Source organism: Rubrivivax albus (assembly GCF_004016515.1).
In the GTDB taxonomy this organism is placed as follows: Bacteria; Pseudomonadota; Gammaproteobacteria; order Burkholderiales; family Burkholderiaceae_C; genus Rubrivivax; species Rubrivivax albus.
In genome coordinates this window covers 661,931-686,008 of sequence record NZ_SACT01000002.1, presented here as the reverse complement: position 1 = coordinate 686,008, position 24,078 = coordinate 661,931, and the positions used below count along the sequence as shown (strand labels likewise).

Annotated in this window: 23 protein-coding genes; 14 read left to right on the top strand and 9 right to left on the bottom strand. The window is 70.0% G+C overall.

Annotation, left to right across the window (positions count from 1 at the left end):
- Window positions 1-44: 44 nt before the first annotated feature.
- From ENE75_RS09440 to ENE75_RS09415, 6 genes are read left to right on the top strand one after another with little or no spacing between them, the layout of a single operon-like run.
- Window positions 45-1,121, top strand: a complete 1,077-nt coding sequence (locus ENE75_RS09440) for an efflux RND transporter periplasmic adaptor subunit (RefSeq protein WP_128198011.1) — start codon at window positions 45-47, stop codon at window positions 1,119-1,121.
- A 12-nt stretch (window positions 1,122-1,133) separates the two neighbouring features.
- Window positions 1,134-4,400, top strand: a complete 3,267-nt coding sequence (locus tag ENE75_RS09435) for an efflux RND transporter permease subunit (RefSeq protein WP_128198010.1) — start codon at window positions 1,134-1,136, stop codon at window positions 4,398-4,400.
- A gap of 4 nt (window positions 4,401-4,404) precedes the next feature.
- Complete coding sequence (locus tag ENE75_RS09430) at window positions 4,405-4,629, top strand: YgaP family membrane protein (protein ID WP_128198009.1); 225 nt, start codon at window positions 4,405-4,407, stop codon at window positions 4,627-4,629.
- A 56-nt stretch (window positions 4,630-4,685) separates the two neighbouring features.
- The gene (locus ENE75_RS09425; protein ID WP_128198008.1) at window positions 4,686-4,976 is read left to right on the top strand and encodes a metal-sensing transcriptional repressor; all 291 of its coding nucleotides are present in this window, start codon (window positions 4,686-4,688) and stop codon (window positions 4,974-4,976) included.
- A gap of 7 nt (window positions 4,977-4,983) precedes the next feature.
- Window positions 4,984-5,430: an OsmC family protein gene (locus ENE75_RS09420; RefSeq protein ID WP_128198007.1), complete on the top strand. Its 447-nt coding sequence runs from the start codon at window positions 4,984-4,986 to the stop codon at window positions 5,428-5,430.
- A 14-nt stretch (window positions 5,431-5,444) separates the two neighbouring features.
- Window positions 5,445-6,419, top strand: a complete 975-nt coding sequence (locus ENE75_RS09415) for an SLAC1 anion channel family protein (RefSeq protein ID WP_233258996.1) — start codon at window positions 5,445-5,447, stop codon at window positions 6,417-6,419.
- A 226-nt stretch (window positions 6,420-6,645) separates the two neighbouring features.
- On the opposite strand, the gene ENE75_RS09410 is transcribed toward ENE75_RS09415, so the two are convergent.
- Window positions 6,646-7,359 (bottom strand): LuxR C-terminal-related transcriptional regulator, encoded by a 714-nt coding sequence (locus tag ENE75_RS09410; RefSeq protein ID WP_128198006.1) that lies wholly within the window; start codon window positions 7,357-7,359, stop codon window positions 6,646-6,648.
- Between the two features lie 84 nt (window positions 7,360-7,443).
- On the opposite strand from ENE75_RS09410, the gene ENE75_RS09405 reads away from it, so the two are divergent.
- A complete protein-coding gene (locus ENE75_RS09405; protein WP_128198005.1) occupies window positions 7,444-7,857 on the top strand; it encodes a DUF4902 domain-containing protein in 414 nt (137 codons plus the stop codon).
- 139 nt (window positions 7,858-7,996) lie between these two features.
- Here ENE75_RS09405 and ENE75_RS09400 read toward each other — a convergent pair whose 3' ends face one another.
- The 4 genes from ENE75_RS09400 to ENE75_RS09385 all read right to left on the bottom strand — a co-directional run bounded on the left by ENE75_RS09400 (window position 7,997) and on the right by ENE75_RS09385 (window position 13,096).
- A complete protein-coding gene (locus ENE75_RS09400; RefSeq protein WP_233258995.1) occupies window positions 7,997-9,163 on the bottom strand; it encodes an ABC transporter permease in 1,167 nt (388 codons plus the stop codon).
- Entirely contained in the window at window positions 9,160-9,930 is a 771-nt protein-coding gene (locus tag ENE75_RS09395; RefSeq protein ID WP_128198004.1) for an ABC transporter ATP-binding protein, read from the bottom strand. The genes ENE75_RS09400 and ENE75_RS09395 overlap by 4 nt, the downstream gene beginning before the upstream one ends.
- The gene (locus tag ENE75_RS09390; RefSeq protein WP_128198003.1) at window positions 9,927-11,402 is read right to left on the bottom strand and encodes an alpha/beta fold hydrolase; all 1,476 of its coding nucleotides are present in this window, start codon (window positions 11,400-11,402) and stop codon (window positions 9,927-9,929) included. The genes ENE75_RS09395 and ENE75_RS09390 overlap by 4 nt, the downstream gene beginning before the upstream one ends.
- A 134-nt stretch (window positions 11,403-11,536) precedes the next feature.
- On the bottom strand, window positions 11,537-13,096 hold the full coding sequence (locus ENE75_RS09385; RefSeq protein WP_128198002.1) for a thioredoxin family protein: 1,560 nt from the start codon (window positions 13,094-13,096) through the stop codon (window positions 11,537-11,539).
- Between the two features lie 137 nt (window positions 13,097-13,233).
- On the opposite strand from ENE75_RS09385, the gene prsT reads away from it, so the two are divergent.
- The 3 genes from prsT to ENE75_RS09370 all read left to right on the top strand — a co-directional run bounded on the left by prsT (window position 13,234) and on the right by ENE75_RS09370 (window position 18,168).
- Window positions 13,234-16,059 carry an XrtA/PEP-CTERM system TPR-repeat protein PrsT gene (gene prsT, locus ENE75_RS09380; protein ID WP_158288900.1) on the top strand — a complete coding sequence of 942 codons (2,826 nt, stop codon included), beginning with the start codon at window positions 13,234-13,236 and terminating at the stop codon, window positions 16,057-16,059.
- A 220-nt stretch (window positions 16,060-16,279) separates the two neighbouring features.
- Window positions 16,280-17,185 carry a PEP-CTERM sorting domain-containing protein gene (locus ENE75_RS09375; protein WP_158288899.1) on the top strand — a complete coding sequence of 302 codons (906 nt, stop codon included), beginning with the start codon at window positions 16,280-16,282 and terminating at the stop codon, window positions 17,183-17,185.
- A 128-nt stretch (window positions 17,186-17,313) separates the two neighbouring features.
- Window positions 17,314-18,168, top strand: a complete 855-nt coding sequence (locus tag ENE75_RS09370; protein ID WP_128197999.1) for a pirin family protein — start codon at window positions 17,314-17,316, stop codon at window positions 18,166-18,168.
- A gap of 74 nt (window positions 18,169-18,242) precedes the next feature.
- On the opposite strand, the gene ENE75_RS09365 is transcribed toward ENE75_RS09370, so the two are convergent.
- The 3 genes from ENE75_RS09365 to ENE75_RS09355 all read right to left on the bottom strand — a co-directional run bounded on the left by ENE75_RS09365 (window position 18,243) and on the right by ENE75_RS09355 (window position 20,315).
- Complete coding sequence (locus ENE75_RS09365) at window positions 18,243-18,524, bottom strand: DUF427 domain-containing protein (RefSeq protein WP_128197998.1); 282 nt, start codon at window positions 18,522-18,524, stop codon at window positions 18,243-18,245.
- Window positions 18,525-18,551: 27 nt separating this feature from the next.
- A complete protein-coding gene (locus ENE75_RS09360; protein ID WP_128197997.1) occupies window positions 18,552-19,865 on the bottom strand; it encodes a DUF4397 domain-containing protein in 1,314 nt (437 codons plus the stop codon).
- 189 nt (window positions 19,866-20,054) lie between these two features.
- Window positions 20,055-20,315, bottom strand: coding sequence for a hypothetical protein (locus ENE75_RS09355; protein ID WP_128197996.1), 261 nt, complete (start codon window positions 20,313-20,315; stop codon window positions 20,055-20,057).
- A gap of 100 nt (window positions 20,316-20,415) precedes the next feature.
- On the opposite strand from ENE75_RS09355, the gene ENE75_RS09350 reads away from it, so the two are divergent.
- Complete coding sequence (locus ENE75_RS09350; protein ID WP_199232250.1) at window positions 20,416-21,114, top strand: SOS response-associated peptidase; 699 nt, start codon at window positions 20,416-20,418, stop codon at window positions 21,112-21,114.
- 30 nt (window positions 21,115-21,144) lie between these two features.
- Here ENE75_RS09350 and ENE75_RS09345 read toward each other — a convergent pair whose 3' ends face one another.
- On the bottom strand, window positions 21,145-21,726 hold the full coding sequence (locus ENE75_RS09345; protein WP_128197995.1) for an NnrU family protein: 582 nt from the start codon (window positions 21,724-21,726) through the stop codon (window positions 21,145-21,147).
- Window positions 21,727-21,791: 65 nt separating this feature from the next.
- Here ENE75_RS09345 and ENE75_RS09340 point away from each other — a divergent pair, with 65 nt between their 5' ends.
- The 3 genes from ENE75_RS09340 to ENE75_RS09330 are packed head-to-tail and all read left to right on the top strand — an operon-like array spanning window position 21,792 to window position 24,069.
- Complete coding sequence (locus tag ENE75_RS09340) at window positions 21,792-22,307, top strand: MaoC family dehydratase (protein ID WP_128197994.1); 516 nt, start codon at window positions 21,792-21,794, stop codon at window positions 22,305-22,307.
- A gap of 60 nt (window positions 22,308-22,367) precedes the next feature.
- Window positions 22,368-23,486: a polyamine ABC transporter substrate-binding protein gene (locus ENE75_RS09335; RefSeq protein WP_128197993.1), complete on the top strand. Its 1,119-nt coding sequence runs from the start codon at window positions 22,368-22,370 to the stop codon at window positions 23,484-23,486.
- 7 nt (window positions 23,487-23,493) lie between these two features.
- On the top strand, window positions 23,494-24,069 hold the full coding sequence (locus ENE75_RS09330) for a DUF924 family protein (protein ID WP_128197992.1): 576 nt from the start codon (window positions 23,494-23,496) through the stop codon (window positions 24,067-24,069).
- The last annotated feature ends 9 nt before the right edge of the window (window positions 24,070-24,078 follow it).

Genomic DNA, 24,078 nt, shown 5'->3' with positions numbered 1-24,078 from the left:
GTATGTGATAGGATACCTGCCAAGGTATCCGAACACATCCCGCCATGTCATCCCGAACCCCTCTTCTCGCCACCGCGGTTGCCGCGCTGATCGCCGGCGTGTTGCCCGTGGGCGCCGCGTGGGCCCAGGCTGCTCCCGGCGCCGTGCCCACGGCCGTGCTGGCGGCCGCACCCGATCGCGCCGGTTTCGTGCTGACCGGTGAGCTGCAGGCCCTGCGCCAGAGCACCGTGGCGGCGCAGACCGCCGGAAACGTGCTGGAACTGGCCGTCAAGGCCGGCGACCGGGTGCGTGCCGGCCAGGTGCTGGCACGCATCGATGAGCGCAGCGCGGCCGCCGGGCTGGCCGCGGCCGACGCCGGCGTGGCGCAGGCCGAGGCCATGCTGGCCAACGCCCGTGCCCAGGCCGAACGCACGCGCGAGCTCAAGCGCCAGGGCTTCGTCAGCCAGGCGGCGCTGGACGCCGCCGAGACCCAATTGCGCGCCGCCCAGGCGGGCCAGGACCAGGCCCGGGCCGGCCGTTCCCAGGCCGCGCTGGCGCGCAGCTTCGCCGCGGTGACGGCCCCGTTCGATGCCGTGGTGCTGGCCACCCATGTGGAGGCCGGCGACCTGGCTGCACCCGGGCGTGCGCTGGTGACCCTGTATGCGCCCGGCCGGCTGCGCGCCGTGGCCCAGGTGCCGTCCACGCGCTCGTCGCTGGCGCGCGCCGCCAGCACGGTGGAGGTGCAGCTGCCGGACGGCCGCTGGGTGGCGCCGGTGTCGCGCACCGAACTGCCGTCGGCCGACCCGGTGGCGCAGACGGTGGAATGGCGGCTGGATCTCGCCCCGGAAGCCGCAGCCGCGTTCGCGCCGGGCCAGTCGGTCCAGGTGCGCTTTGCCGGCGCTGCCGCGGCGGCTGCCGGCGCCGTGGTGCGCCCGGTGCTGCCGGCCGCGGCCGTGCTGCAGCGCGGCGAGCTCAGTGCCGTCTACGTGGTGCAGGACGGCCGCTTCGTGCTGCGCCCGGTGCGTCTGGGCGCGGTGCAGGGCGACGCCGGGATCGAGGTGCTGGCCGGGCTGAAGGCCGGCGAGCGCTACGCCACCGACGCGGTGAAGGCCGGCCTGGCCGGCGCGCAACCCGCGAACTGACGCCACGTGGCCATGACCGACCAACCCACCCTCGGCGTCTCCGGCCGCCTGGCCGCGGCCTTCCAGGCCAGTGCCATCACGCCGCTGCTGGCCCTGGTGGCCCTGCTGCTGGGCCTGTTCGCCGTGCTCGTCACGCCGCGCGAGGAAGAGCCGCAGATCAACGTGACGATGGCCAATGTGCTGATCCCCTTCCCGGGGGCCGACAGCACCGAGGTGCAGAACCTCGTGGCGCGGCCAGCCGAGCAGGTGCTCGGCCAGATCGCCGGCATCGAGCACACCTACTCCGTGGCCCGCCCGGGCATGGCGCTGCTGACGGTGCAGTTCCAGGTCGGCGTGCCGCGCACCGAGGCGCTGGTGCGCCTGTACGACGTGCTCAACGCCAACCAGGACTGGCTGCCCGCCGGCCTGGGCACCCTGACCCCCATCGTCAAGCCCAAGGGCATCGACGACGTGCCGGTGCTGGCGGTGACGCTGTGGTCCAGGGACGCCGCCAGCGCGCTGGAACTCGAGCGCGTGGCCGCGTCGATGGAGACCGAGCTCAAGCGCGTGCCGGGCTCGCGCGAGGTCAAGACCATCGGCGGCCCGGGCCAGGTGATCGCGGTGGCGCTGGACCCGGCCCGCCTGCGCGCCCGCGGCGTGGACCTGATGCAGCTGCAGCAGGCGCTGCAGGCCGCCAACCTGGCCATGCCGGCTGGCAGCGTGGCGAACCCCGCCGGGTCCGGCCTGCTGGCGGTGGAGACGGGCGAGTTCCTGAAGAGCGCCGACGACGTGGCCGAGCTCGTGGTCGGCGTGCACGCCGGCAAGCCGGTCTACCTGCGCGAGGTGGCCACGGTCACGCCGGGCGCAGGCCAGCCGAAGCACCACGTCTGGTACACGCCAGGGGGTGATGCCGGCGGCGGCGCGTACCCGGCCGTCACCGTCAGCGTGACCAAGAAGCCGGGAGAGAACGCGGTGGACGTGGCCCGGGCTGCCCGTGCGCGCGTGGACGAACTGCGCAACACCGTGATCCCGCCGGGGCTGGAAGCCACCGTGACGCGCGACTACGGCGAGACGGCGGCCGAGAAGGCCAACAAGCTGATCCAGAAGCTGGCCTTCGCCACCGGCTCGGTGATCCTGCTCGTGGGCCTGGCGCTGGGCCGGCGCGAGGCGGTGATCGTCGGCGGCGCGGTGATCCTGACGCTGACGGCCACGCTGTTCGCCAGCTGGGCCTGGGGCTTCACGCTTAACCGCGTGAGCCTGTTCGCACTCATCTTCAGCATCGGCATCCTGGTCGACGACGCCATCGTGGTGGTGGAGAACATCCACCGCCACCAGCAGCTCACGCCCGGCCGGCCGCTGCGCGAGATCATCCCGGTGGCGGTGGACGAGGTCGGCGGGCCGACCATCCTGGCCACGCTGACCGTGATCGCGGCCCTGCTGCCGATGGCCTTCGTCAGCGGGCTGATGGGCCCGTACATGAGCCCGATCCCGATCAACAGCAGCCTGGGCATGGCGCTGTCGCTGGCCATCGCCTTCACGGTGACGCCGTGGCTGGCGCTGAAGCTGATGAAGTCCGGTGGCCACGGCCACGCCGGCCACGACGACGCCGCCGCGCACGAGGCGCCGCAGAAGGGCATCGCCGGCGCGCTGGCCCGTCTGTTCTCGGCCCTGCTGCGTCCGTTCCTGGAGAGCGCCCGCAAGCGCTGGCTGCTGCTGGCGGGCATCCTGGCCGCCCTGATGCTGTCGGTGGGCCTGGCCGTGGTGCAGTGGGTGGTGCTGAAGATGCTGCCCTTCGACAACAAGAGCGAGTTCGCGCTCGTGGTCGACATGCCGGCCGGCAGCGCGCTGGAAGACACCGCCGCGGCGCTGCAGGCCATGGGCGCCTATCTGGTCAAGCAGCCCGAGGTGCGCGACCTGCAGGGCTACGCCGGCACCGCCAGCCCGATCACGTTCAACGGCCTGGTGCGCCAGTACTACCTGCGCGCCGACGCCGAAATGGGCGAGCTGCAGGTCAACCTGGTGGACAAGGCGCACCGCGACGACCAGAGCCACGTGATCGCACAGCGCCTGCAGCCCGAGCTGCAGCGCATCGCCGCGCAGCACGGCGCGCGCCTGAAGGTGGTGGAGGTGCCGCCCGGCCCGCCGGTGATGAGCCCCATCGTGGCCGAGGTCTACGGCCCGGACGAAGCCGGCCGCCAGCAGCTGGCCGAACGCCTGGCCGCAGAGTGGGCGAAGCACCCGGACATCGCCGGCATCGACACCACGCTGCGCGACGACGCGCCGCAGGCTTTCCTGCGCATCCACCGCGCGCGCGCCGAGGCGCTGGGCATCCCGGCGGCGGTGGTGGCGCAGACAGTGGCCGGCGCACTGTCGGGCCTGGACGCCACCTGGCTGCACGACGGCCGCAGCAAGTACCCGGTGCCTGTGCGCCTGCAGCTGCCGCGCAGCGCCCAGGTGGGGCTGGACGCGCTGCTGGCGCTGCCGCTGCGCGCGGCCAACGGGCAGCTGGTGCCGCTGTCTGAACTGGTGCGCGTGGAGCAGGGGGTCATCGACAAGCCGCTCTACACCAAGGACCTGCAGGGCGTGAGCTACGTGTTCGCCGACGTCAAGGCCGGCGGCGCCACGCCCGACTCACCGCTTTACGGCCTGTTCGGCCTGCGTGGCAGCCTGCAGACGGCCGCGCTGCCGGGCACCGGCACCGTGGGCGAGTACTGGATCTCGCAACCCAGCGATCCGTATCGGGCCTATGCCGTGAAGTGGGACGGCGAGTGGCAGGTCACCTACGAAACCTTCCGCGACATGGGCGCCGCCTACGGCGTGGGCCTGATCCTGATCTACCTGCTGGTGGTGGCGCAGTTCAAGAGCTACGGCACGCCGCTGGTGATCATGGCGCCGATCCCGCTGACCATCATCGGCGTGATGCCGGGCCACGCCCTGCTGGGCGCGCCGTTCACCGCCACCAGCATGATCGGCATGATCGCGCTGGCCGGCATCATCGTGCGCAACTCCATCCTGCTGGTGGACTTCATCGACCTGCAGGTGGAACGTGGCATGGCCTTCAAGGAGGCCGTGGTGCAGTCGGCCGCCGTGCGCGCCCAACCGATCGCGCTGACCGGCCTGGCGGCCATGATCGGCGCCTTCTTCATCCTCGACGACCCCATCTTCAACGGCCTGGCGATCTCGCTGATCTTCGGCATCTTCGTCTCCACGCTGCTGACCCTGGTCGTCATCCCGGTCCTGTACTACGCGGTGAACCGGCGACGCCTCGAATCCCTGCAACTGTCCTCATCGAAGGAGTGATCCCATGACCGTCGAACGCTACATCCGCATCTTCGCGGGCCTGTTCATCCTGATCTCGCTGGCGCTGGGCGTCGAGGCCAGCCCGCTGTTCGTCAGCCCCTGGTGGCTGGCCTTCACGGCCTTCGTCGGCCTGAACCTGTTCCAGTTCGGCTTCACCAACTTCTGCCCGCTGGCGCTGATCCTGAAGAAGCTCGGCGTGCCGGAATCGAAGCTCGCCTGCGCCAACTGAGCATGGAGGCCACAATGGCGCTTTCCGACGACCTGATCCGCCAAGAGGATTGCGCCATGGCCGTGTTGACCGACGAGAAGAGCCGCACCGACCTGCTGAACCGCCTGAAGCGGGCCGAGGGCCAGTTGCGGGGGATCCAGCGCATGATCGAGGAAGGCCAGCCCTGCCTGGACATCGCCAGCCAGATGGCGGCGGTGCGCAAGGCGCTGGACAGCACCTACGTGCGCATGACCGTCTGCTTCATGGAGCAGGAGCTCGGCGCCCGCCTGGGCGCTGACGCCGCCGTGCAGGCCCAGCTGGCGCCGATGCTCGACGACGTGCAGACCCTGCTCGGCAAGGTGAGATGAGGCTCAGATGAGCGACGGCCACATCAGCCTGCGCCTGGTGCAGGCCGAAGACTACGCGTTCGACGTGGATTTCGGGGATGGTGTGGCCGCGCTGCGGGTGGACGAGCCGCCGCCGCTGGGTCAGGGCGCCGGGCCGTCGCCGGTGCAGCTGCTGGCCGCCGCGGTGGGCAACTGCCTGAGCGCGTCGCTGCTGTTCGCGCTGCGCAAGTTCAAGCAGCAACCCGAGCCTATCCGCACCGAGGTGACGGCCGAGGTCGGCCGCAATGCCGACGGCCGCCTGCGCGTGCTGGGCATGCAGGTGACGCTCACCCTGGGGGTGCCGGCGGCGCAACTGCAGCACCTGGACCGGGTGCTCGGCGGCTTCGAGGCCTACTGCACGGTGACGCAGAGCGTGGCCGGGGCCATCCCGGTGACCGTGTCGGTGCGCGATGCCGACGGCGAGGTGCTGAAGTAGGCGGGGGGCAGTCCGTGAAACCGAAGCTCGCTTACCTCTATCCGGGCTGGTACGCCATCGTCATGGGCCTGACCGGGCTGGCGCTGGCCTGGCACCGGGCCGTGCCGCTGATGGGCGAGATGGCGTCGGCCTTCGCCCTGCTGGCCGGGACGGCCGGCGCGGCGGTGTTTGTCGCACTGCTGGTGTTCACGGCGCTGCGCGGGTGGCGGCATCCCGAAGCCTGGGCCGAGGACAGGCGCCATCCGGTCCGTCACACCTTCATTGCGGCACTGCCGATCGGCGCCATGCTGGTGGCCACGGTGGCCGTGGCCCTGTTCGGCGTGCACCCTTTGGCGCGTGCGCTGTGGTGGGCGGGTAGCCTGGGCCAGTTGGGCATCACGGCCTGGGTGCTGGCCCGCTGGTGGGGCCGGCCGGCCTGGCCGTCGGTGACACCGGCGCTGTTCGTGCCCATCGTCGGTAACGTGCTCGCGCCGTTGGCGGGCGTACCGCTGGGCCATGCCGACTGGTCGGCGGCGCAGTTCGGCATTGGCCTGCTGTTCTGGCCGGTGGTGCTGACGCTGGTGGTGGTGCGCCTGGCCGTTCAGGGCCCGTGGCCGGAACGGCTGGCGCCCACCACCTTCATCGTCATCGCGCCACCGGCGGTCGTGGGATTGGGCGCGCTGCAACTGGACGCGCCCCCCACGCTGGCCTGGATGGCCTGGGGCATGGCGCTGTTCGCGCTGCTGTGGGCCGGTGCGCGCGCCAAGGCCATCGCCGCCATGCCCTTCGGCATGACGCATTGGGCCTTGTCGTTCCCGTTGGCGTCGCTGGCAGCGCTCACGCTGCGCCTGGCCCAGCCGGGCACGATCATGGCCGTGCTCGGGCCGGTGCTGCTGGCGCTGGCGTCGCTGGTGATCCTGGGCCTGGCGTTCGCCACCGTGCGAGGGCTGCGCGACGGCTCGCTGCTAGCACCGGAGCCGGTGGCTCCGCTGACTGTCGCCAGCTCTTAGCCCCGGCTCCGATGCCCGGCCTGTGCCCGAATTTCAGGCCCAGCCGCCGGTCTTGGGCAGACCAAACACTTCCATGAGGGCTTCAACGAAAAGAGACATGGTGAACTCCGGTTGGTCCGTGAGCAATTCCACGGTTACCTACATTTCACCTAAATGCTCACGCAAGCGCACCTACCAAAGTTGCTAGGTAGCCGACACCCGCCCTGCACGGGCTGGTCAAGGTACGTCAAAGCAGCCCAAGTGCCATGGCCCTGAGCACGGCTTGATGCTTGCCTGCCACACAAAGCTTGCGCTCGGCGTTGCGCAGGTGGAAGTTCACAGTACTTTCGGTGACCTCCAGCACCTGGGCCACGCTCCAAGCGTCTTTGCCCACCATCGTCCAGCGCAGCACCTCAAGCTCGCGGGTCGTCAACGAGGGAATCTCGCCAACGGCCAGGGCCTCGTCGAGCAGCACACGCAGCGCCGCTTCCTGGGTATGCACGGCCAGCAACTGCAGGTCGGCCATCAGGCGTGTCATGGCTCGGTCGTTGCTCGGCAATCGTTCGTGTCGGTCCACACCCAGCAGGAAATGCCGGCCTCCCGGCAAGTGCAGCGCCATAGCTACACCATTGCGATAGCCGAAGGGAGCCTGCTCTTCCCACAAGCCACCTTCCCCGGCAGCAGCGTAGAAGGACTGGTCGTACACGATGGGCACTGACGCAGTCTTGAGCTTGTGCAGGACCGGGTCGCGTCGACCCTTTGAAACATCGTTCTGGATGTCCGCATAAGCTTGTGGGGTCTCGTTGACCGAAACCATGACTGCAGGCGCGCCCGGCTGTTCGATGACCAGCGTGGCCGACAGGAACGGAAATCCCAGCGACTGGGCCACGCCGACCAGGCGCGCGTGCAGGGCAGCCTTGTCGGCCGCGGCGCTCACGTCGAGGAGGTCCTGGCGTCTCATGCCCTGTCAGAGTTGCTAGCTTGTCCGCTGACCGCTGATTGTCCGATATTGGACCCCTTTGCAGGGGAGTCTGGAATGACTGCGATGAGCAATCTGCCGCCCTGGGCGGTGACATCGATGCCAATGGTCTGGCTGAACGACTGCGACCCCGAGGGCGCGGCGCGCAGTTTCCGGCCGGTCAGCTTCACCGCGCACCGTGCTTCGCCGGGGTCGGACATGGTCCGCTTTGGCCAGGTGCTGTGGGCCAGCCGCCTGCAGCGCAGCGAGGTGGCAGTGGCCTGGGACTGGGTCGAACTGCCGCGGAAGACCATCGCCATGGCCGACCCGATGCAGGTGGTCTCCAACATCCAGCTTCAGCACGGCGACGGACGCTGGATGAACGAGCGTCAACGGATCCTGTGGCTGAACGACCTCGTGCACGCGCTGCCCTGGCAGGCAGAACTGGTCGTGCCGGTGGTTGACCCCTTTCTGGACGTGAAGCCGCGCCTGGCGGCCTGATCCCGGTGCGGCGGCCTGGTGATGCCGCCACACCGTCTTGCGGCGGGCGCGGGATGCGTCCGCCCACGTGGCGCCACCTCGGCCCGGACTCCGGCCGAGGCCGAGGTGGCGCCCTTTTTTTCCGGGCCCGGGGGCCTGGTCAGCGCACGGCGGCGCCCTTCAGCTGGCGGGCCACATAGCCCAGCGCCAACACCACGACGCCCGCGCACACGGCCAGCGGCAGCAGGTGGTCCAGCGGCCCGACGACTTCGCCGCGCAGCACCCGCCCCATCAGCGTGATCTGGGCCAGTGCCGGCACGGCCAGGTGCCAGGGCTGTTCGCCGTCCTGGTTGAACATCGTGGCCAGGGGCAGCATCGACACCACCAGCAGCACGATGGTGGCGTTGGCCTGCGCTTCCTTGAAGGTCTTGCAGCGGATGGCCACGGCCATCAGCAACGCCGACAGCGCTCCGGCCAGCGGCAGCAGGAGCAGCACGAAGCGCGCAGCCTCCGGCGCACCGAAGCGGAACAGCGCCGCCAGCGTCTCGCTCTTGAGCAGCCACTGGCCCGGCAGGAAGCTGAAGCACGACAGCACCGCGATCAGCATCGCGACCACGGCCACGGCCCCCCACTTGCCGGCCACCAGCGCGCCACGGGCCGGCGGGTTCATCAGCAGCGGCTCCAGCGACCCGCGTTCGCGTTCGCCGGCGGTCGTGTCCAGTGCGGCGTTCAGCGCGCCGTAGAGCACCGCCATCAGCACGAAGAAGGGCACCAGCGTGCCCAGCTGCGCGGCGCGTGCCCCGGCGTTGGCGAGGTCACGTTCCTCCACCTGCACCGCCTCGAGCGCGGAGGGCGCCACGCCGCGCACGGCCAGCCGCAGCGTGGCCTGCTCGCGGTTGTATCCCTGCACCAGGTTCACCAGGCGCCGCATGCCGGTGCTGGCGCGCTGGTTGCCGCTGCTGCCCACCACCTCCACCACTGGCGGCGTGCCGCTGGCCAGGGCGGTCTCGAAGTCGGCCGGGATCACCAGCACCGGGTCACCCAGCTTGCTGTCGGTGAGCAGGCGTTCCCAGTCGGCCGGGGCGTCCTTGAGCGTGTAGGTCTGGCGCTGCAGGTAGTTCACCAGCGCGGGGCCGTGTTCGCGGCCCACCACCACCACCTCGCGCGCCTCGGCGCGCTGCTCGATGCCGGAAACCAGCGTGGACAGCAGCACCAGCACCACCGGCCCCATGGCCACCGAGCTCAGCAGCACCATCAGCAGCGTGCGGCGGTCGCGCAGCGCGTCCAGCAGTTCCTTGCGGAAGACGGTCCAGGCGTCGCGCATCATGCGGCGGCTCCTTCACGTTCGGCGGCATCGAAGGCCAGTTGCACGAAGGTTTCCTCGAAGTCGGCCTGCCCGGCCTGCGCATTGAGCTCGGCCACCGTGCCCTCGGCCACCGTGCGGCCGTGGGCCACGAGCACCACGCGGTCGCAGAGGTAGGCCACCTCCTGCATGATGTGGGTGGAGAAGACGATGCACTTGCCCTGCTCGTCGCGCAGCCGGCGCAGCGTCTCGCGAAGCGCGCGCGTGGCCAGCACGTCCAGGCCGTTGGTCGGCTCGTCGAGGATGATGTTGGCCGGGTCGTGCACCAGAGCGCGGGCGAGCGCGGTCTTCATGCGTTCGCCCTGGCTGAAGCCTTCGGTGCGGCGGTCCAGCAGCGGCGTCATCTCCAGCAGGTGGGCCAGGCTCTCCGCGCGCGCCGCGGCGGCGGCCGTGCTCATGCCCTGCAGGCGGCCGTAGTAGACGATGTTCTCGCGCGCCGTCAGCCGCGGGTAGAGGCCGCGGGCGTCGCTGAGCACGCCCAGGCGGGCCAGTGCGGCGCGTGGTTCACGGGCCACGTCCAGGCCGTCCACCGCGCAGCGGCCGCTGTCGGGGGCGATCAGGCCGGCCACCATGCGCAGCGTGGTGGTCTTGCCGGCGCCGTTGGGGCCGAGCACGCCGGTGATGGCGCCGTCGGCGGCCGTCCAGCTGACGCCGTCGACGGCCTGCACCACGCGCGCCTTGCGCCCGCGGCCCTGGGTGAAGCGCTTGGTCAGTGCGCTGACTTCGATCATCGGGCGCTCCCTGAAGCTGCGATGGCGGCACGCACCGGCTGGAACGCCGGCGGCCGCGGGATGGATTCGACGCAGGCGGTGTCCACGGCCAGCGCGTCGGCGTCGGTGTCGGCGTCGATGAAGCGGTACAGCACGTCGCGCATGCAGCCGATGCCCATCACGCCGTGCCCGGCCTGCGGCACGACCACGTGGCGCGCCTTGGCCCCCAGCGCCTGCGCCGCGCGTTCACCGTGCCGCGGCGGCGTCACGGGGTCGATGCCGCCGGACAGAACCAGCGTGGCGGCCGGGGCCGGCGGCATCGTGTAGAAGGCCTCGGGCACGCTGCCGCGCGGCCAGGTGGCACAGGTGTCGCGGTAGAGGTCGGCAAAGGTGGTGCCGAAGGCCGGGGCGGGTGCGGCCGACGTGCCTGCCAGCCGCGGCGCGTCCTCGGCGCAGACCACCGAGAAGTGCATGCCCTCGGCCAGCTGCTGTTCCTTGCGCCCGCCGCCGAGTGCGCCGCCGAGCCCGAACAGTGCCTCGAAGCGCCCGGCCGCGGCCTCGCTGATGGCCAGCGGCAGCGCGGACGCCAGCGCCGGCACGTACAGCGGGCCGCGCAGCATCGAGCCGGCGATGTCGCGTGTCAGCGTCAGCCGCTCGGGCTGGCCGGTGACCGGGTGCGTGACGCCGATCTCGCGCGGCAGGCTGTCCAGCAGCCGCTGCCATTGGCCCGCCAGATCCGGGTAGCGCGAGGCGCAGGCCGGCTCCGCGGTGCAGGCCGAGGCCAGCGCGTCGAACGCGGCCTGGCCGTCGGGGCCGAAGGTGGCCGGCAGCACCATGTCCGGCGGCGCCACGCCGTCGATCACCGCGCGGCGCACCGCCTGCGGGAACTGCCGCAGGTATTCCAGCGCGGCCCGCGTGCCGTAGCTGCCGCCGACCACGTTGACCTGCGCGGCGCCCAGCGCCTGGCGCACGGCATCGGCGTCGGTCATCGCGATCGTGGTCGTGTACTGCCGCAGGTCGCCATGCGGCAGGGCCTGCAGGGCCGTTCGGCAGCGCTGCAGCCGGGCGCGCACCGCGGCCATGTCGGCCAGATCGCGCAGCGGCATCGCCGGGTCGGGCGTGTCGCAGGTCAGCGGCGCGCTGCGGCCGGTGCCGCGCTGGTCGACCAGCACCACGTCGCGGCGGTTGCCCAGCCGGGTGAACAGGCGGCTCATCGGCCCGGCCAGCGCGATGGCGCTCTGGCCCGGCCCGCCGGCGAAGAAGAGCACCGGGTCGGGCTTCTTGTTGCGCGCCAGGGCCGGCAGCACGACGTAGTGCACGTCGATGCGCGGCCCGTCGGCGCGGGTGGGGTCCAGCGGGCGCGAGACGCTGCCGCAGCGGGCATCGTGCTCGACGCCGGGCAGCCGGCAGGGTGTGGGCGGGGCGTCGGCCGCCAGCGCGGGAGCGCCGGTCAGCGCGAGCGCCAACCCGAGAGGGGCAAGGCGGTGTCGCATGGCGGCGGATTGTGGGCGCGCCGGCGTGGCCAGCCCAGTACAACGGGCGAATTGCCGATCCCGGCGCTGGACGGCCGGGAGCGGGCGACGAACGGCGGCGCCACCGGGCCGTGCTGGCCGGCAGCCGTCGCCTGTCAGCTGGCGGCGGGCTTGAGCACCGCGCTGCAGGCTGCCCGGTCGGCAGCGTCGACCTTGGCGCAGACGCCGTCGAGCTGGACCTGCAGCCGCTGGAGCACCCCCGCATGGGCCGGGTCGCCACCCCAGGCGCTGAGCTTGCGGCCCAGGCGCTGAAGCACGCGGGCACTGCGGCCGCTGAAGGCGCCGTCGTCCTGCGCCGCCTCGCCGATCAGCTGGGCGGCGGTCTGCTCGATGCGCCTGGCGTCCTTGGGCGCCAGATCCACCAGGGCGCTCAGATAACCCGTGCCCCACTGCAGCCGCGTGGCCGGGCCTTCGCTCTTGGCGTAGGCCTCGCCGTACCAGCGCAGGGCGTCGTCGGTGCGGCCCTGCTTGCGCGCGTTGCCGCCGAGCTGGCTCATCAGGTAGTAGGGCGAATGGCTCCTGGCCAGGTTGGCCTGCAGCAGGGCGTCGCTCTCGGCCCAGAGGCCGACCTGTCCGAGCGCGTAGGCACCGGCGGTGATCACGGCCTGGCGCTCGTAGCCGTCGCGGATCTCACGGTCGTCCGTTGCAACGTGAGTGCGTACTTCGTTCACGAGGGCTGCCGGCAGGTCCACCTTGACCGCATCCCGCGGCAGGCCCAGGCGCGCGATCTGCACGCGGCCGATGAGCGCCGAGATGCGGTCGCCGCGCGACAGGGTCGCGTCGCGGGCCAGGCGTTGCAGGGCGGCGTCGAGCGCCGTGACCAGCGGCTTGCGCTCGGCGCTGCCGTCTTCGCTGAGCGCGCGCAGCAGTTCGGGGGCGTTGTTGGACAGCACGTCGGCATGGCGCCGGGCCGCGGACGGGTCCGCCAGCACCGCCTGCACCCGCGCGCGCACCGCGGCGTCGGCCTTCAGCCCCTTGCCGTCGTCGCTGGCGGCCACGGCCTTGAGCCACAGGCGGGTGGCCACGTCCACGTCCCCTGCCGGTGCCTTGCGCGCCAGGTCGGCCAGCACGTCGGGGCGGTCGGCCTCGGCCACCAGCTGGTCCTGGTCGGTGTCCCAGGAATAGAAGGCCAGCATGCGCCAGGCACCGGTCGGCAGCGGCTTGCCGGCGCGGGCGTCGGCCAGCACGTCGGCCATCGGGCGGCCCCCCGACAGACCCAGCCGCAGCACGGCCATCATGCGCTCCGGGTCGGCCTCGCCGGGCAGGCGGGTGATCTCGCGGCCCTCGGGTGAGAACAGCACCACGGTGGGGTAGCCACCGACCTTGAAGCGCGTGCCGAGTTTCTGCGCACCAGGCCGGTCGCCATCCACGTGCACGGCGATGAAGCCGCTGGCGGCCTGGGCGAAGTCCTGCCGGTTGAAGAAGGTGGCCTTGAGCTGGTTGCAGGGGGGGCACCAGGTGGCGCCCCAATACAGCAGGACGGGCTTGTTCTGGGCGCGGGCCTGGGCGAAGGCAGTGTCGATGTCGGTGGGGGCGGCGGCGGCGAGCCAGGGGATGTTGGTTGACGGGGCCTTTATGGCAGCGATTGCGTGTGGGGTCCACGACAGAAACCACGCCGCGGCCACGGCATTGATGAACAAATTCCCAGGGCGCATGGCGCAAAACTCCTGACGCAGCGGTCCGAACAGATCGCGCCATTCTGCATTGCGCATCACCAATGTGCCGCAGGTTTCACGGGCCCAGTCCATGCGCGGGGTATACGGCCCCGCGCACCGTCGGGACAATCACTAGCTTGTTTCAAGGGATCGGATTCATGGCGCCTCGTATGTCGAGAAGTTTGCGCGGCCTGGTGGCGCTGTCGGTGGCGACCGCGGCCGCATTGGCTGGGGCCTCGCCCGAAAGGGCCGCTCAGTTCTACGAAGACGCAAGATCTCTCTACGACAAGCGTGACCTTCCGGCTGCTGCCATCCAGTTGAAGAATGCGCTGCAGCAGGACGGCAACATGCTTGCGGCGCATCTGCTCCTGGGCAAGGTGCTTTTTGAAGCAGGCCAGCTCAATGCCGCCGAAGTGGCGCTCGACGAAGCGCTGAAGCGAGGGGTCAATCGCTCCGAAGTCATGCCTGTGCTTGGCCGCGTCTACCTCCGGTTGGGCGAGCCGGCAAAACTGCTGGATCGAGTCGATACGGCCGGTGTGCCGCCGGAACTGCATGCTGACATCCTGACGATGCGCGGCAGCGCCGAAGCCATGGCCGGCAAACTTTCAACGGCATCCGCCACCTTCGAGAGAGCCCGGAGGGCGAACCCCAAGTCCGCGGAGCCCCTGGTTGCCGAAGCGCCAATGCTGTTGCGTTACGGCCAGGTGCAACGCGCGCTGGAGGTGGCCTCAGCGGCCACGAAGCTTGAGCCTGGGAACGCCATGGCCTGGCACCAGCTGGGCAACATCCAGCAGGCACTTGGCGATATGAAGGCCGCTTTGGATGCGCAGGAGCGCGCCACGGCGCTCGCGCCCAAGTTCGTGGATGCCCACGTTGCGCGTGCCACGGTGCTGATCGCCGTCGGCCGCACGGCCGATGCGCGTGCACTCCTGGAACAGTTGAAGACCTGGAAAGTCAGCGAGCCGCGGGCGTCGTATCTTCGAGCGACACTGTTGGCCGAAGCGGGCGACATGGCTGCCGCCACCGAAAGCTGGCGCGAGGCAGCTGACTTGATTGATGTGATGCCCTCGGCGTTGCGCGCGTCGAGTGAGCCGCTGCTGTTTGCCGGCGCGCTTTCGCATCGCGCGTTGGGCAACCTGCAGAAGGCCAGGGAGTACCTGGACATCCTGCTCGGTCGAAACCCGCGCCATTTTGCGGGGCGTGCCATGCAGGCGTCTTTCCTGCTCGCCGCCAACGAGTTTGCGAAGGCCAAGCCCGTGGTGGATGAACTGCTGCGTCAGGCGCCTGAGGAGCCGCAGATTCTCTACCTCGCCGGGCAAATGAGCCTTGCTCGCAGGGAATACGAACAAGCCACAGAGTTCTTTGAGCGGGCCCAGTCGGCCGGTGCGGGCAACATGGCGCTTCGCGACCTGGCCCTGAGCCAGTTCGCTCAAGGGCAAGGCAAGGTGGCCCTGGCGAACCTTGAGCGTGCCTACGCAAAGGACGCCAAGGACACCCGCGCCGGCATCGAATTGGCGGTGGCGTATGCCCGGTTGGGTCAAGGCCGACGCGCGGTCGACCTGGCGCAGAAACTGGTCGCGCGCCAGCCCGACGACCCCGTACTGATCAATTTTCTGGGCAACATCCATGGCCGGCTTGGCGATCGCGCCAACATGCGCGTGGCCTTTGAGCGCGCCCTGGCCACAGCACCGGACTATCGGCCGACCGTCATCAACCTCTCCCGCCTCGACCTTGACGAGAACCGGCCCGATGCGGCACGGGCCCGCCTTCAGGCCTGGGTCAAAGGGCACGAGAAGGATGTCGAGGCGCTCTACTACCTGGGGGTTGCCGAGCGAAGTGCCGGGCGGATGGTCCAAGCCCTCGAAGCCTGGGAGCGGGCCACTGGCGCCGACCGGCGGGACCCGCGTTCGGCGATGGCGACTGTCGATGTGCTGATCGCACAAGGCCGAACGGATCAGGCCGTGACCGTCGCCAGGGCAATGGCCGTCAATGTGCCCAATGTGGTGCCGGTGCAGCATGTGCTGGCGCGGGCCTACGCCGTCGCAGGACAACGCGACGCCGCACGCTCAGCGCTCAAAGAGGCACTGAAGCTTGCCGGTTTCGAGCCCGGCCCCATCGTCCAGACCGGCCGCATGATGCTGCAGGTTGGCGACCTCGACAGCGCCGGCTATGCCGCCCTCAAGGCGCTCCAGGCCTCGCCGGATGCGCTGGATGCGATGTTGTTGTCCGTCGAGGTTGCGGCGCGTCGCGGCGATGCTGCAGCGGTGGACAAAGGCATGGCGGAGCTGACGGCCCGACACCGCAATGCGACGCCTGTCCTGGTGACTGCGGGGCATGTCGCGATGTCCCGGCGCCAATACACGAAAGCCATCGCGTCTTATCAGCAGGCGTACGAGAAGGAACCATCGACCCCGATCGCCTTGCTTCGCAGTCGGGCACAGGTGGCTGCCGGGCAGCCGGCAGCGGCCTTGAGCGGGCTGCTGGATGCACGGCGAAAGTCGCCGGACGATGACACCCTGCTCAGGGCCATTGCCGAAGTACGGGTACTGGCCGGCAAGCCTTCAGACGCGGTGCGCGATTTCGAGGCCTTGGTGGTGCGCCGGCCCACTGACGCTGAGCTGCACGGCAGCTTTGCGGAAGTTCTGTTCGCGCTGAAGGACCCGCGGGCAATCGGCATGGCGGAAACAGCGAGCAAACTTGCGCCCACGACGGCCCGTCATGGCGCGCGTTATGGGTGGATGCTGGTGCTGGCGGGCCAGCTTGACCTCGGTGTCCGGGTCCTTCGCGATGCGCGGCTGCGCGACCCGGCAGACGGGCGGATTCGCTGGCAGCTGGCGGAAGCATTGCAGCGCGCCGGGAAGTCTGCCGAGGCGCGCGACGAGCTCCGGGCTGCGCTGGCGTCGGGCAATCCGCCGCGGCCGGGGCCGGAACTGGATCGGCTGCGCCAACAGCTGGGGGTGTGATCGATGCACGGCTGCCGCTTGTCGGTGGCTTTGACAGCCCGCGCGGCCGCCGAGACTTGGGTTGGTGAATGTCTTTGAAAATCAATAAGTTACAAGACTGGCCCAACAATTGCTTAAATGAATGACAAGAGACGATGTCGAAGTGGCTGGACGCTTGATCATGGGGTTCTGCATGCCCTGGTCTGTGTGTAAGCTGCTGCTGAATGTAAGGATTCTGGCTATGAACATGAACAGCAACTGGGTGTCCCGCGGACGCATCGCTGCCATCGCGCTGGCGTTGGCCTGTGGTGGGGGTGCTCACGCCATCAGCCTGCAATCAACGGATTCGAAGGGTTCTTCTCATCGGCTGAACGACTTCGACAGCCACACTGATGACTACGGGTGGTGGACCGGCGCGAACAAGATGAGCGCTGACGGCGGTAGTTCCTTCTGGGTCTACTGCATCGACCCGAAGACCACGTTTCAGTCGAACCAAAATTACTACACCACGGCCTCTTTGAACAGCTTTCTCCAGACTGACCTGGGCAGTACGGGAAAGACGGGGTACGAGCAGCAGTTCATGACTGGCGGCGGATCCGGCGACAACACCGCGTATTCGAATCTCGACTACACCCTCCAGGACCCGGGCCGGGTGGAAAGCAACCTCATTGAGTTGTTTTCTCACGCCTACTACGACAGTCTGACGGACGCGACCAAGGCCGCCGCGTTTGGTTACGTCGTCTGGGAGATCATGGGTGATTCCGGCGCCGACGGCACCTATGCCAGTAACGACAACCGAAACGACGGTAGCAGCCTTGGTGGTGGGGCGTTGCGGTCATGGGGGAGCGTGCGTGGGCAGTCGGACGACCTCGACACCCAGATCGACGCCTACCTGACCGCGCTGAACAACAACACATGGTCCAGCGTGAACGGCTCGAACCTTTCGACCGCCACGAACTTTGTGTACACGGTCTACTTTGACCAAGACGCGCACAAGTCGCAGAATTTCCTCGGGGTTGTCGAAGCCCCTACGGGTGGCGGCGGCGGCAATGGCGGCAATGTGCCCGAGCCTGCTTCGCTGGCCTTGGTGGCCGTGGCGTTGGTGGGGGCCTACGGTGGGCGCCGCCGGATGGTTGGCACGCGTTGAACCTGTCTGCATTTGCACTGGAAGGGCCGGCTATCGCTGGCCCTTTTTGCGTCTGGCTTCAAGTCTGTTCACCATTGACGTGAAGCGGCTGCTGCGCTGCGCGGATCCGTCATGGATACATTGAGCCTATGACAGATCGTCGTCCGTCACGCCGCCCTGTCGAACGCCTCGTCACCGGCCAGCCCACGCAGGATGGCGCGGGTGTGAAGCTGATCCGCGTCCTCACGCAGGACCTGCAGCGCCGGCTCGACCCGTTCCTGATGCTCGACGCCTTCGGCACCGACAACCCGGGCGACTACATCGCCGGCTTCCCGGACCACCCACACCGGGGCTTCGAGACCGTGACTTACATGCTCGAAGGCCGCATGCGCCACCGCGATTCGGCGGGCAACGAAGGCCTGCTCGGCCCGGGTGGCGTGCAGTGGATGACGGCCGGCCGCGGCGTGATCCACAGCGAGATGCCGGAGCAGGCCGACGGCCGCATGGAAGGCTTCCAGCTCTGGCTCAACCTGCCGGCGGCGCAGAAGATGCGTGCGCCGTGGTACCGCGACATCCCGGCGGGCGACATCCCGGAGCGCACGCTGCCCGGCGGTCGCGTGCGGGTCATTGCCGGTCAGGCGGCTGACACGAGCGGGGCCATGCAGCGAGACACCACCGAGCCCCTCTTCTTGGACATCTGTCTGGAAGCGGGCGCCAACTTCGGACAGATGCTGCCACCCGCGCACAACGCCTTCGTCTATGTCTACCGCGGTTCGCTGACGATCGCCGGCACCGCTGTGCCACGCCAGCGCATGGCGATCCTGGCCAACCGGGCTGACGCCGACGGCGTGGTGCTCGAGGCCGGCCCGGAGGGCGCGCGGGCCATCCTCGTGGCCGGTGCGCCGCTGAACGAACCCATCGTCCAGTACGGGCCGTTCGTGATGAACAGCAAGGAAGAGATCTTCCAGGCGGTGGAGGACTTCCGCCGCGGCGTGCTCGCCTGAACCTCAGCCGCGGCGCCTCGTCCGCAGCGGTCCGGGATCCGGCCGCGTGGCGCGCGGGGCCGCCCGCCGGCAGGTCAGTCGACGACCTGCACGCCCTTCCAGAACGCCACCCGGCCCTTGATCTCCGCGGCCGCCTCGCTCGGGTCCGGGTAGAACCAGACCGCGTCCGGGTTCATCTCGCCGTTCACCAGCAGGCTCAAGTAGTGGGCCTGGCCCTTCCAGGGGCAGCTGGTGCGGTGGTTGCTGAAGGTCACGTAGGCGCGGTTCAGCGACGCCTCGGGGAAGTAGTGGTTGCCTTCGACGACCACCGTGTCGTCGCTCTCGGCGATGGTCACGCCGTTCCAGAGGGCCTTCATGTGTTCTCCAGCAGTGGGGGGCGCGCCTCAGCGGTCCTTGCGCAGGATGCCGGTGGCGGTGGATTCCGCACCGACGACGAACAGCGTGTACACGCTGCCGGCCGCCAGCACCTGGTCGTCGGCCTGCCACAGTGGGCTGCCGCGGCCCGGTGCGGTCACCGACAAGGCGCCGGTGGTCACGGCGTCCACCTGCGCGGACGGTGAGGCCGTGCCAGCCGCGACACCGTCGGCCACCGGGTTGAAGTCCAGCGTCAGCGCGATCGCATCCGTCACGTCGGCCAGGCCGTGCACCAGCCTCAGCTTGGCGCGCCCGCTGACCGTGGGAAGCCGGTTGTCGTCTGCCATCCAGGCGGCAACCGCCGCATCGGCCGGGCCGTAGACCAGCAAGGTGTAGTCGCGCCCGGCCGTCAGCGCCGCCGCGGGCACATCGATGGCGCGGCCGTCCACGCTGGCGCTGGCCCCGGCCTCGCCCGCGGGCACCAGGCGGTAGGCACCCGCGGCCGGGGCGCCGGTGCCGTTCATCAGCGTCACGCCGCCCGCGCTGGCGGCCACGGCCCCGCTGGCGGTGACGCCGGCCACCACGCGCACGCGGGCGGCGGTGCCCGCGCGCAGCGTCACCTCGGCACGCTGCACCAGCACCAGGGCATCGACCAGCACGCCGCCCGCACCGGGTGTGAGCACCAGGGTCACGACGTCGCGGCTGGCCAGCGTCAGCGCGGGCAAGTCCAGGCGAAGGTCATCGCGGTCGCCGGCGGCCGTGACGCGCAGCCGCCAGGTCGCGGCGTCGGCGGTGACCAGCGCCGAGACGGTGCCGGCACCCGCGTTGGCCTGGGCCGGCTCGGCGTCGGCCAGGTCGACGTCGGCCGCGGTCAGGTAGACATCCAGCGCGCCGGCATCGGGCGCGGCGTTGAGCACCCGAATGCGGGTCTTGCCGCTGTCCGGCGCGCCGACGTTGTCGTCGATCACCACCGTGGCCAGGCTGCTGCCGTTGCTGTAGGCCACCAGGCTGTAGCGGTCGCCCTCGGCCAGCACCGGCGCGGGGCTGGCCAGCGGCGTGGTGCTGCCAGCCCGCGTGACGTCGAGGTCGGCGTCGTCCGGGTCTACCTCGGCGTAGCCGGCGTCGCCGCCGAAGGCCACGGCCGCCTTCAGGCGGCGCCCCTGCTCGTCGTAGAGGTCCAGCGCGCCATGGTCGACGCTGGCGTTGATCAGGCGGATCTGCGCCTTGGAGCGGTCCTCGCCGCCGCCACAGGCCAGCAGCAGCAGGGCCGAGCCTGCAAGCAGCACTGCGATGCAGGCGCGGCGCAGGCTGGGCAGGACCTCGGGGCGATTGGGGTTCGGCATGGCGGCACTCTACCTCGACTGCACCGCGTCAGACGTCCCCAAGAAAAGCGGCGCCCGGGGTGCCAGCCCGCGGGCGCCGAAAGGAGGAGTGGTGGTCCCTTCGAGGACCGGGGTCGACTCTAGGCGCCCGGTCCGGCATCGACGACCCCACTGCGACGGATGACGGCTTCGCCGCGATGAGCGGCATCGTCAGCGGACGGGCGTGCGCACGGCGTCCAGTTCCCATCCCAGCCACCAGGACAGCGGGATCTGGTTGACCACCGCATCGACGTCCCGGTGCTCGGTCACCTGCAGCCCGTGGTGGAGGTCGTGGCTGGAGTCGAACCAGCCGCAGCCCCGAGGGCGTTCGTCGGTGGACGCGGCCACCTCGGTCCGGTCGGGCTGTCGAAGCCGCACCGCCAGACGGTCTGGCATGGCGCGCGAACGGATCAGGCAGGACAACAGTGGCATGGTGGGCTCCGTGCGGGTGTCGATGGCGCCATGGTCGGCCGACCACCGCCTGCCGGCCATCGCCCGCCGGCAGGAACGAGGGGCGACACCCGGCCGGGGGATGCGAAGATCCACCCCCATGTGCGGGCGCTACGTGGTGGCCTACGACCCCGAGACCCTGGTCTCGGGCTTCTCCGTCGTGCGCGTGCTGCCCTTCCCGAAGCGCTGGAACGTGGCGCCGCAGTCCGAGGTGCCGGTGGTGCACGAGACGCGCGAGGGCGAGCGTGTCGTCACGCTGATGCGCTGGGGCCTGCTGCCGCACTGGGCCAGGGACCCGGCGCTGGCCCACAAGCTCAACAATGCGCGCGCCGAAGGTGTCTTCGACAAGCCCAGCTTCCGCCAGGCCGCCCGCCGCCGGCGCTGCCTGCTGCCGGCCAGCGGGTTCTATGAATGGCAGGCCACGCCGGGCGGCAAGCAGCCCTGGTACATCTCGCGGCGGGACGGCACCCCGTTCGCGATGGCCGGGCTGTTCGAGGCCTGGCGCGCGTCCGAAGCCGGCGACTGGCGCCTGACCTGCTGCGTCATCACCACCGAACCCAACGCGCTGATGGCGCCCATCCACGACCGCATGCCGGTGATGGTGGCTCGGGAAGACTGGGCGCGCTGGCTGGCCAGGGGCGAGCAGGACCCGACGGACATCGCGCCGCTGCTCAGGCCCTGCGACCCTGCCGAGATGCAGGCCTGGCCGGTGTCCCGCGTGGTCAACCGGGGCAGTGCCGAGGGCGAGGACCTGATCCTGCCCATCCCGACCGTCGGCTGACGCGCCGTCGGCTCGCGCCCCGGCCCGCCGTCATCGGCCGAACGGCGAGATCCCGAACAGCGCCTTGTGGGCCCAGAACGCGAACACCGCCCAGGCCACCACCCCAACGACCACGGTGACCGCGGTCTTCACCCCCTGCCCGGCTGGGTAGACCGTGCCATTGGCCCGGTCGCGGCCGCGTGCGGCGCGGAAGTCCAGCACCGCCCAGAGCAGGAAGCTGCCGAACAGCAGCAGGTCGGCCAGCGTGTTGTTGGCCAGCAGGTGGGCCAGCGCCCAGACCTTCACCGCCAGCACCATCGGGTGGTGCAGCCTCGCCTTCAGGTGGTTGCCCGGCACGTACGCCGCCGCCAGCAGCACGAAGGCCACCAGCACCAGCAGTGACGCCAGGTGGCGTGTCCACACCGGCGTGGCCCACAGCACGGTGGGGTCCAGGCGCGCGTGGCCATAACCCCAGACCAGGGCCACGAAGCCGACCAGCGAGGCCACGCTGTACAGGCCCTTCCAGGCGCCTTCGCCCAGGCGCGCGATGGTGCGCTGGCGCCAGCCTTCGGCCACGATGCGCACCGAGTGCACGCCCAGGAAGAGCACGAGTCCGACGATCAGCAGGGTCATGGCGTTGGTGACTGTGTCAGGTTGAAGCGCGGACTGTAGCCCGCCCTCGTTATCCTGCGCAGGCCATGCCACAAACGACTGCCACGCTGCCCGACGCCGCCGCGCGCCTGCATTGGGAGGACTTCCCCGAAGGCTCCGTGCACCCCTTCGGCGGCGCCACGCTCACGCGGGAGGCCATCGTCGAATTCGCCCGCCAGTTCGACCCCCAGCCCTTTCACCTGGACGAAGAGGCGGCGCGTGCCTCGCTGTTCGGCGGCCTGTGCGCCAGCGGCTGGCACACCTGCGCACTGACCATGCGCATGATGTGCGACGCCTGGCTCAACCGCAGCGCCAGTCTGGGCTCGCCTGGGCTGGAGAACATCCGCTGGCTCAAGCCCGTGTACGTGGGTGACCGCCTGCACGGCACGATGACGGTGCTGCAGGCCCGCCCGATGGCCAGCAAGCCGCAGGTGGGCCTGGTGCTGCAGCGCTGGGAGGTCTGCAACCAGCATGGCGAGCCGGTGATGACCATGGAAGGCTGGGGCATGCTGCGGCGCAGGGAACCTGCGGCGCCCGGCGAGAGTCCACGGCCGGCCGGGTGACAACGTTGTTGCCGGACAATCCGCTCTTCCCTTTCTTCAACCTCAGCCCCGACCGCCGCCATGAAGCTCTCGCCCCGACTGCTCGTCGCCGCCCTCGCATCCTCGCTGGCCTGGGCCGGCACCACCGCGCAGGCGCAGAACACCGAACCCAAGGTGCTCAACGTCTACAACTGGGCCGAGTACATCGGCGAGGACACGCTGAAGAACTTCGAGAAGGAAACCGGCATCAAGGTCCGGTACGACAACTACGACACCAACGAGATCCTGCACGCCAAGCTGGTGGCGGGGAAGACCGGCTACGACATCGTCGTGCCCAGCGCGCATTTCGCGAAGACGCAGATCCAGGGCGGGCTGTTCCAGAAGCTGGACAAGTCGCTGCTGCCCAACTGGAAGAACCTGGACCCGGCGCTGCTGGAACAGCAGCAGAGCGTGGACCCGGGCAACCAGCACCTGGTGACCTGGCTGTGGGGCTACGTCACGGTGGGCATCAACACCGGCAAGGTCAAGGCCGCGCTGGGCAGCACGCCGATGCCGGAGAACCCCTGGGACCTGATCTTCAAACCAGAGTACGCCGGCAAGCTCAAGAGCTGCGGCATCAGCGTGCTCGATTCCGCCTCCGAGGTGCTGCCGGTGGCCATGATCTACGCCGGCCAGCAGCCCTACAGCACCAACGCCAAGGACTACGAGGCCGCGCGCAAGGTGCTGATGGCCGCGCGCCCCTTCCTCACGCGGCTCTCGTCCTCGGGCTACATCGATGAGCTGTCCAAGGGCGAGCTCTGCGCCGTGATGGGCTACTCCGGCGACATCAACATCGCGCGAAACCGTGCCATCGAGGGCAAGACGGGGCAGGACATCGTGGCCCTGATCCCGCCCAAGGGCGCCACGCTGTTCTTCGACTCGATGGCCATCCCCAAGGATGCGCCGCACCCGAAGAACGCGCACGCCTTCATCAACTACATCCTGCGCCCGGAGGTGCACGCGTCGCTGACCAACGCGGTCTTCTACGCCAACCCGAACGCGGCGTCCAAGCCCTTCGTCGACAAGTCGGTGGCCACCAACCCCACGGTGTTCCTGTCGGCTGCCGACATGAAGAAGATGACGCCGCCGGACGCCGTGCCGCAGGACATCCGCCGCCTGCAGACGCGCATCTTCACCAGCTACCGCGCCAACGTGAAGTGACCGTGGGATGACGCCTGCCGACACCGAGGTCCTGGCGTTCTGGTTCGGCGCGCCGCCACTGGCTGTGCGCGCCGAATGGTTCCGCAAGGATCCGGCGTTCGACGAGGCCATCCGCGCGCGCTTCGGCGCGCTGGTCGACGACGCGATCGACGGCCGCCTGCCGGCGCTTGATCCGTCTGCCGGGCCGGACGCCGTGCTGGCGCGTCTGATGCTGCTCGACCAGTTCCCGCGCAACCTGTTCCGCGGCCAGGCGCGCGCCTTCGCCGGCGATCCGCTGGCCCGCACACTGGCGCTGAGCCTGATCGACAGTGGTGCCGAGCACGCGCTGCACCCGCTGCAGCGCTGGTTCGTCTACCTGCCGCTGGAGCATGCGGAAGACCTGGCGCTCCAGGACCGCAGCGTGGCCCTGTTCGCCGCGCTGGCGGCCGAGGCACCTGGCTTCGACAGCGCGCTGGACTACGCCGAGCGCCATCGCGACGTGATCCGCCGCTTCGGCCGCTTCCCGCACCGCAATGCGGCGCTGGGCCGTGTGAGCACGGCCGACGAAGAGGCTTATCTGGCGACACCGGGCAGCGGGTTCTGACCGGCCCTG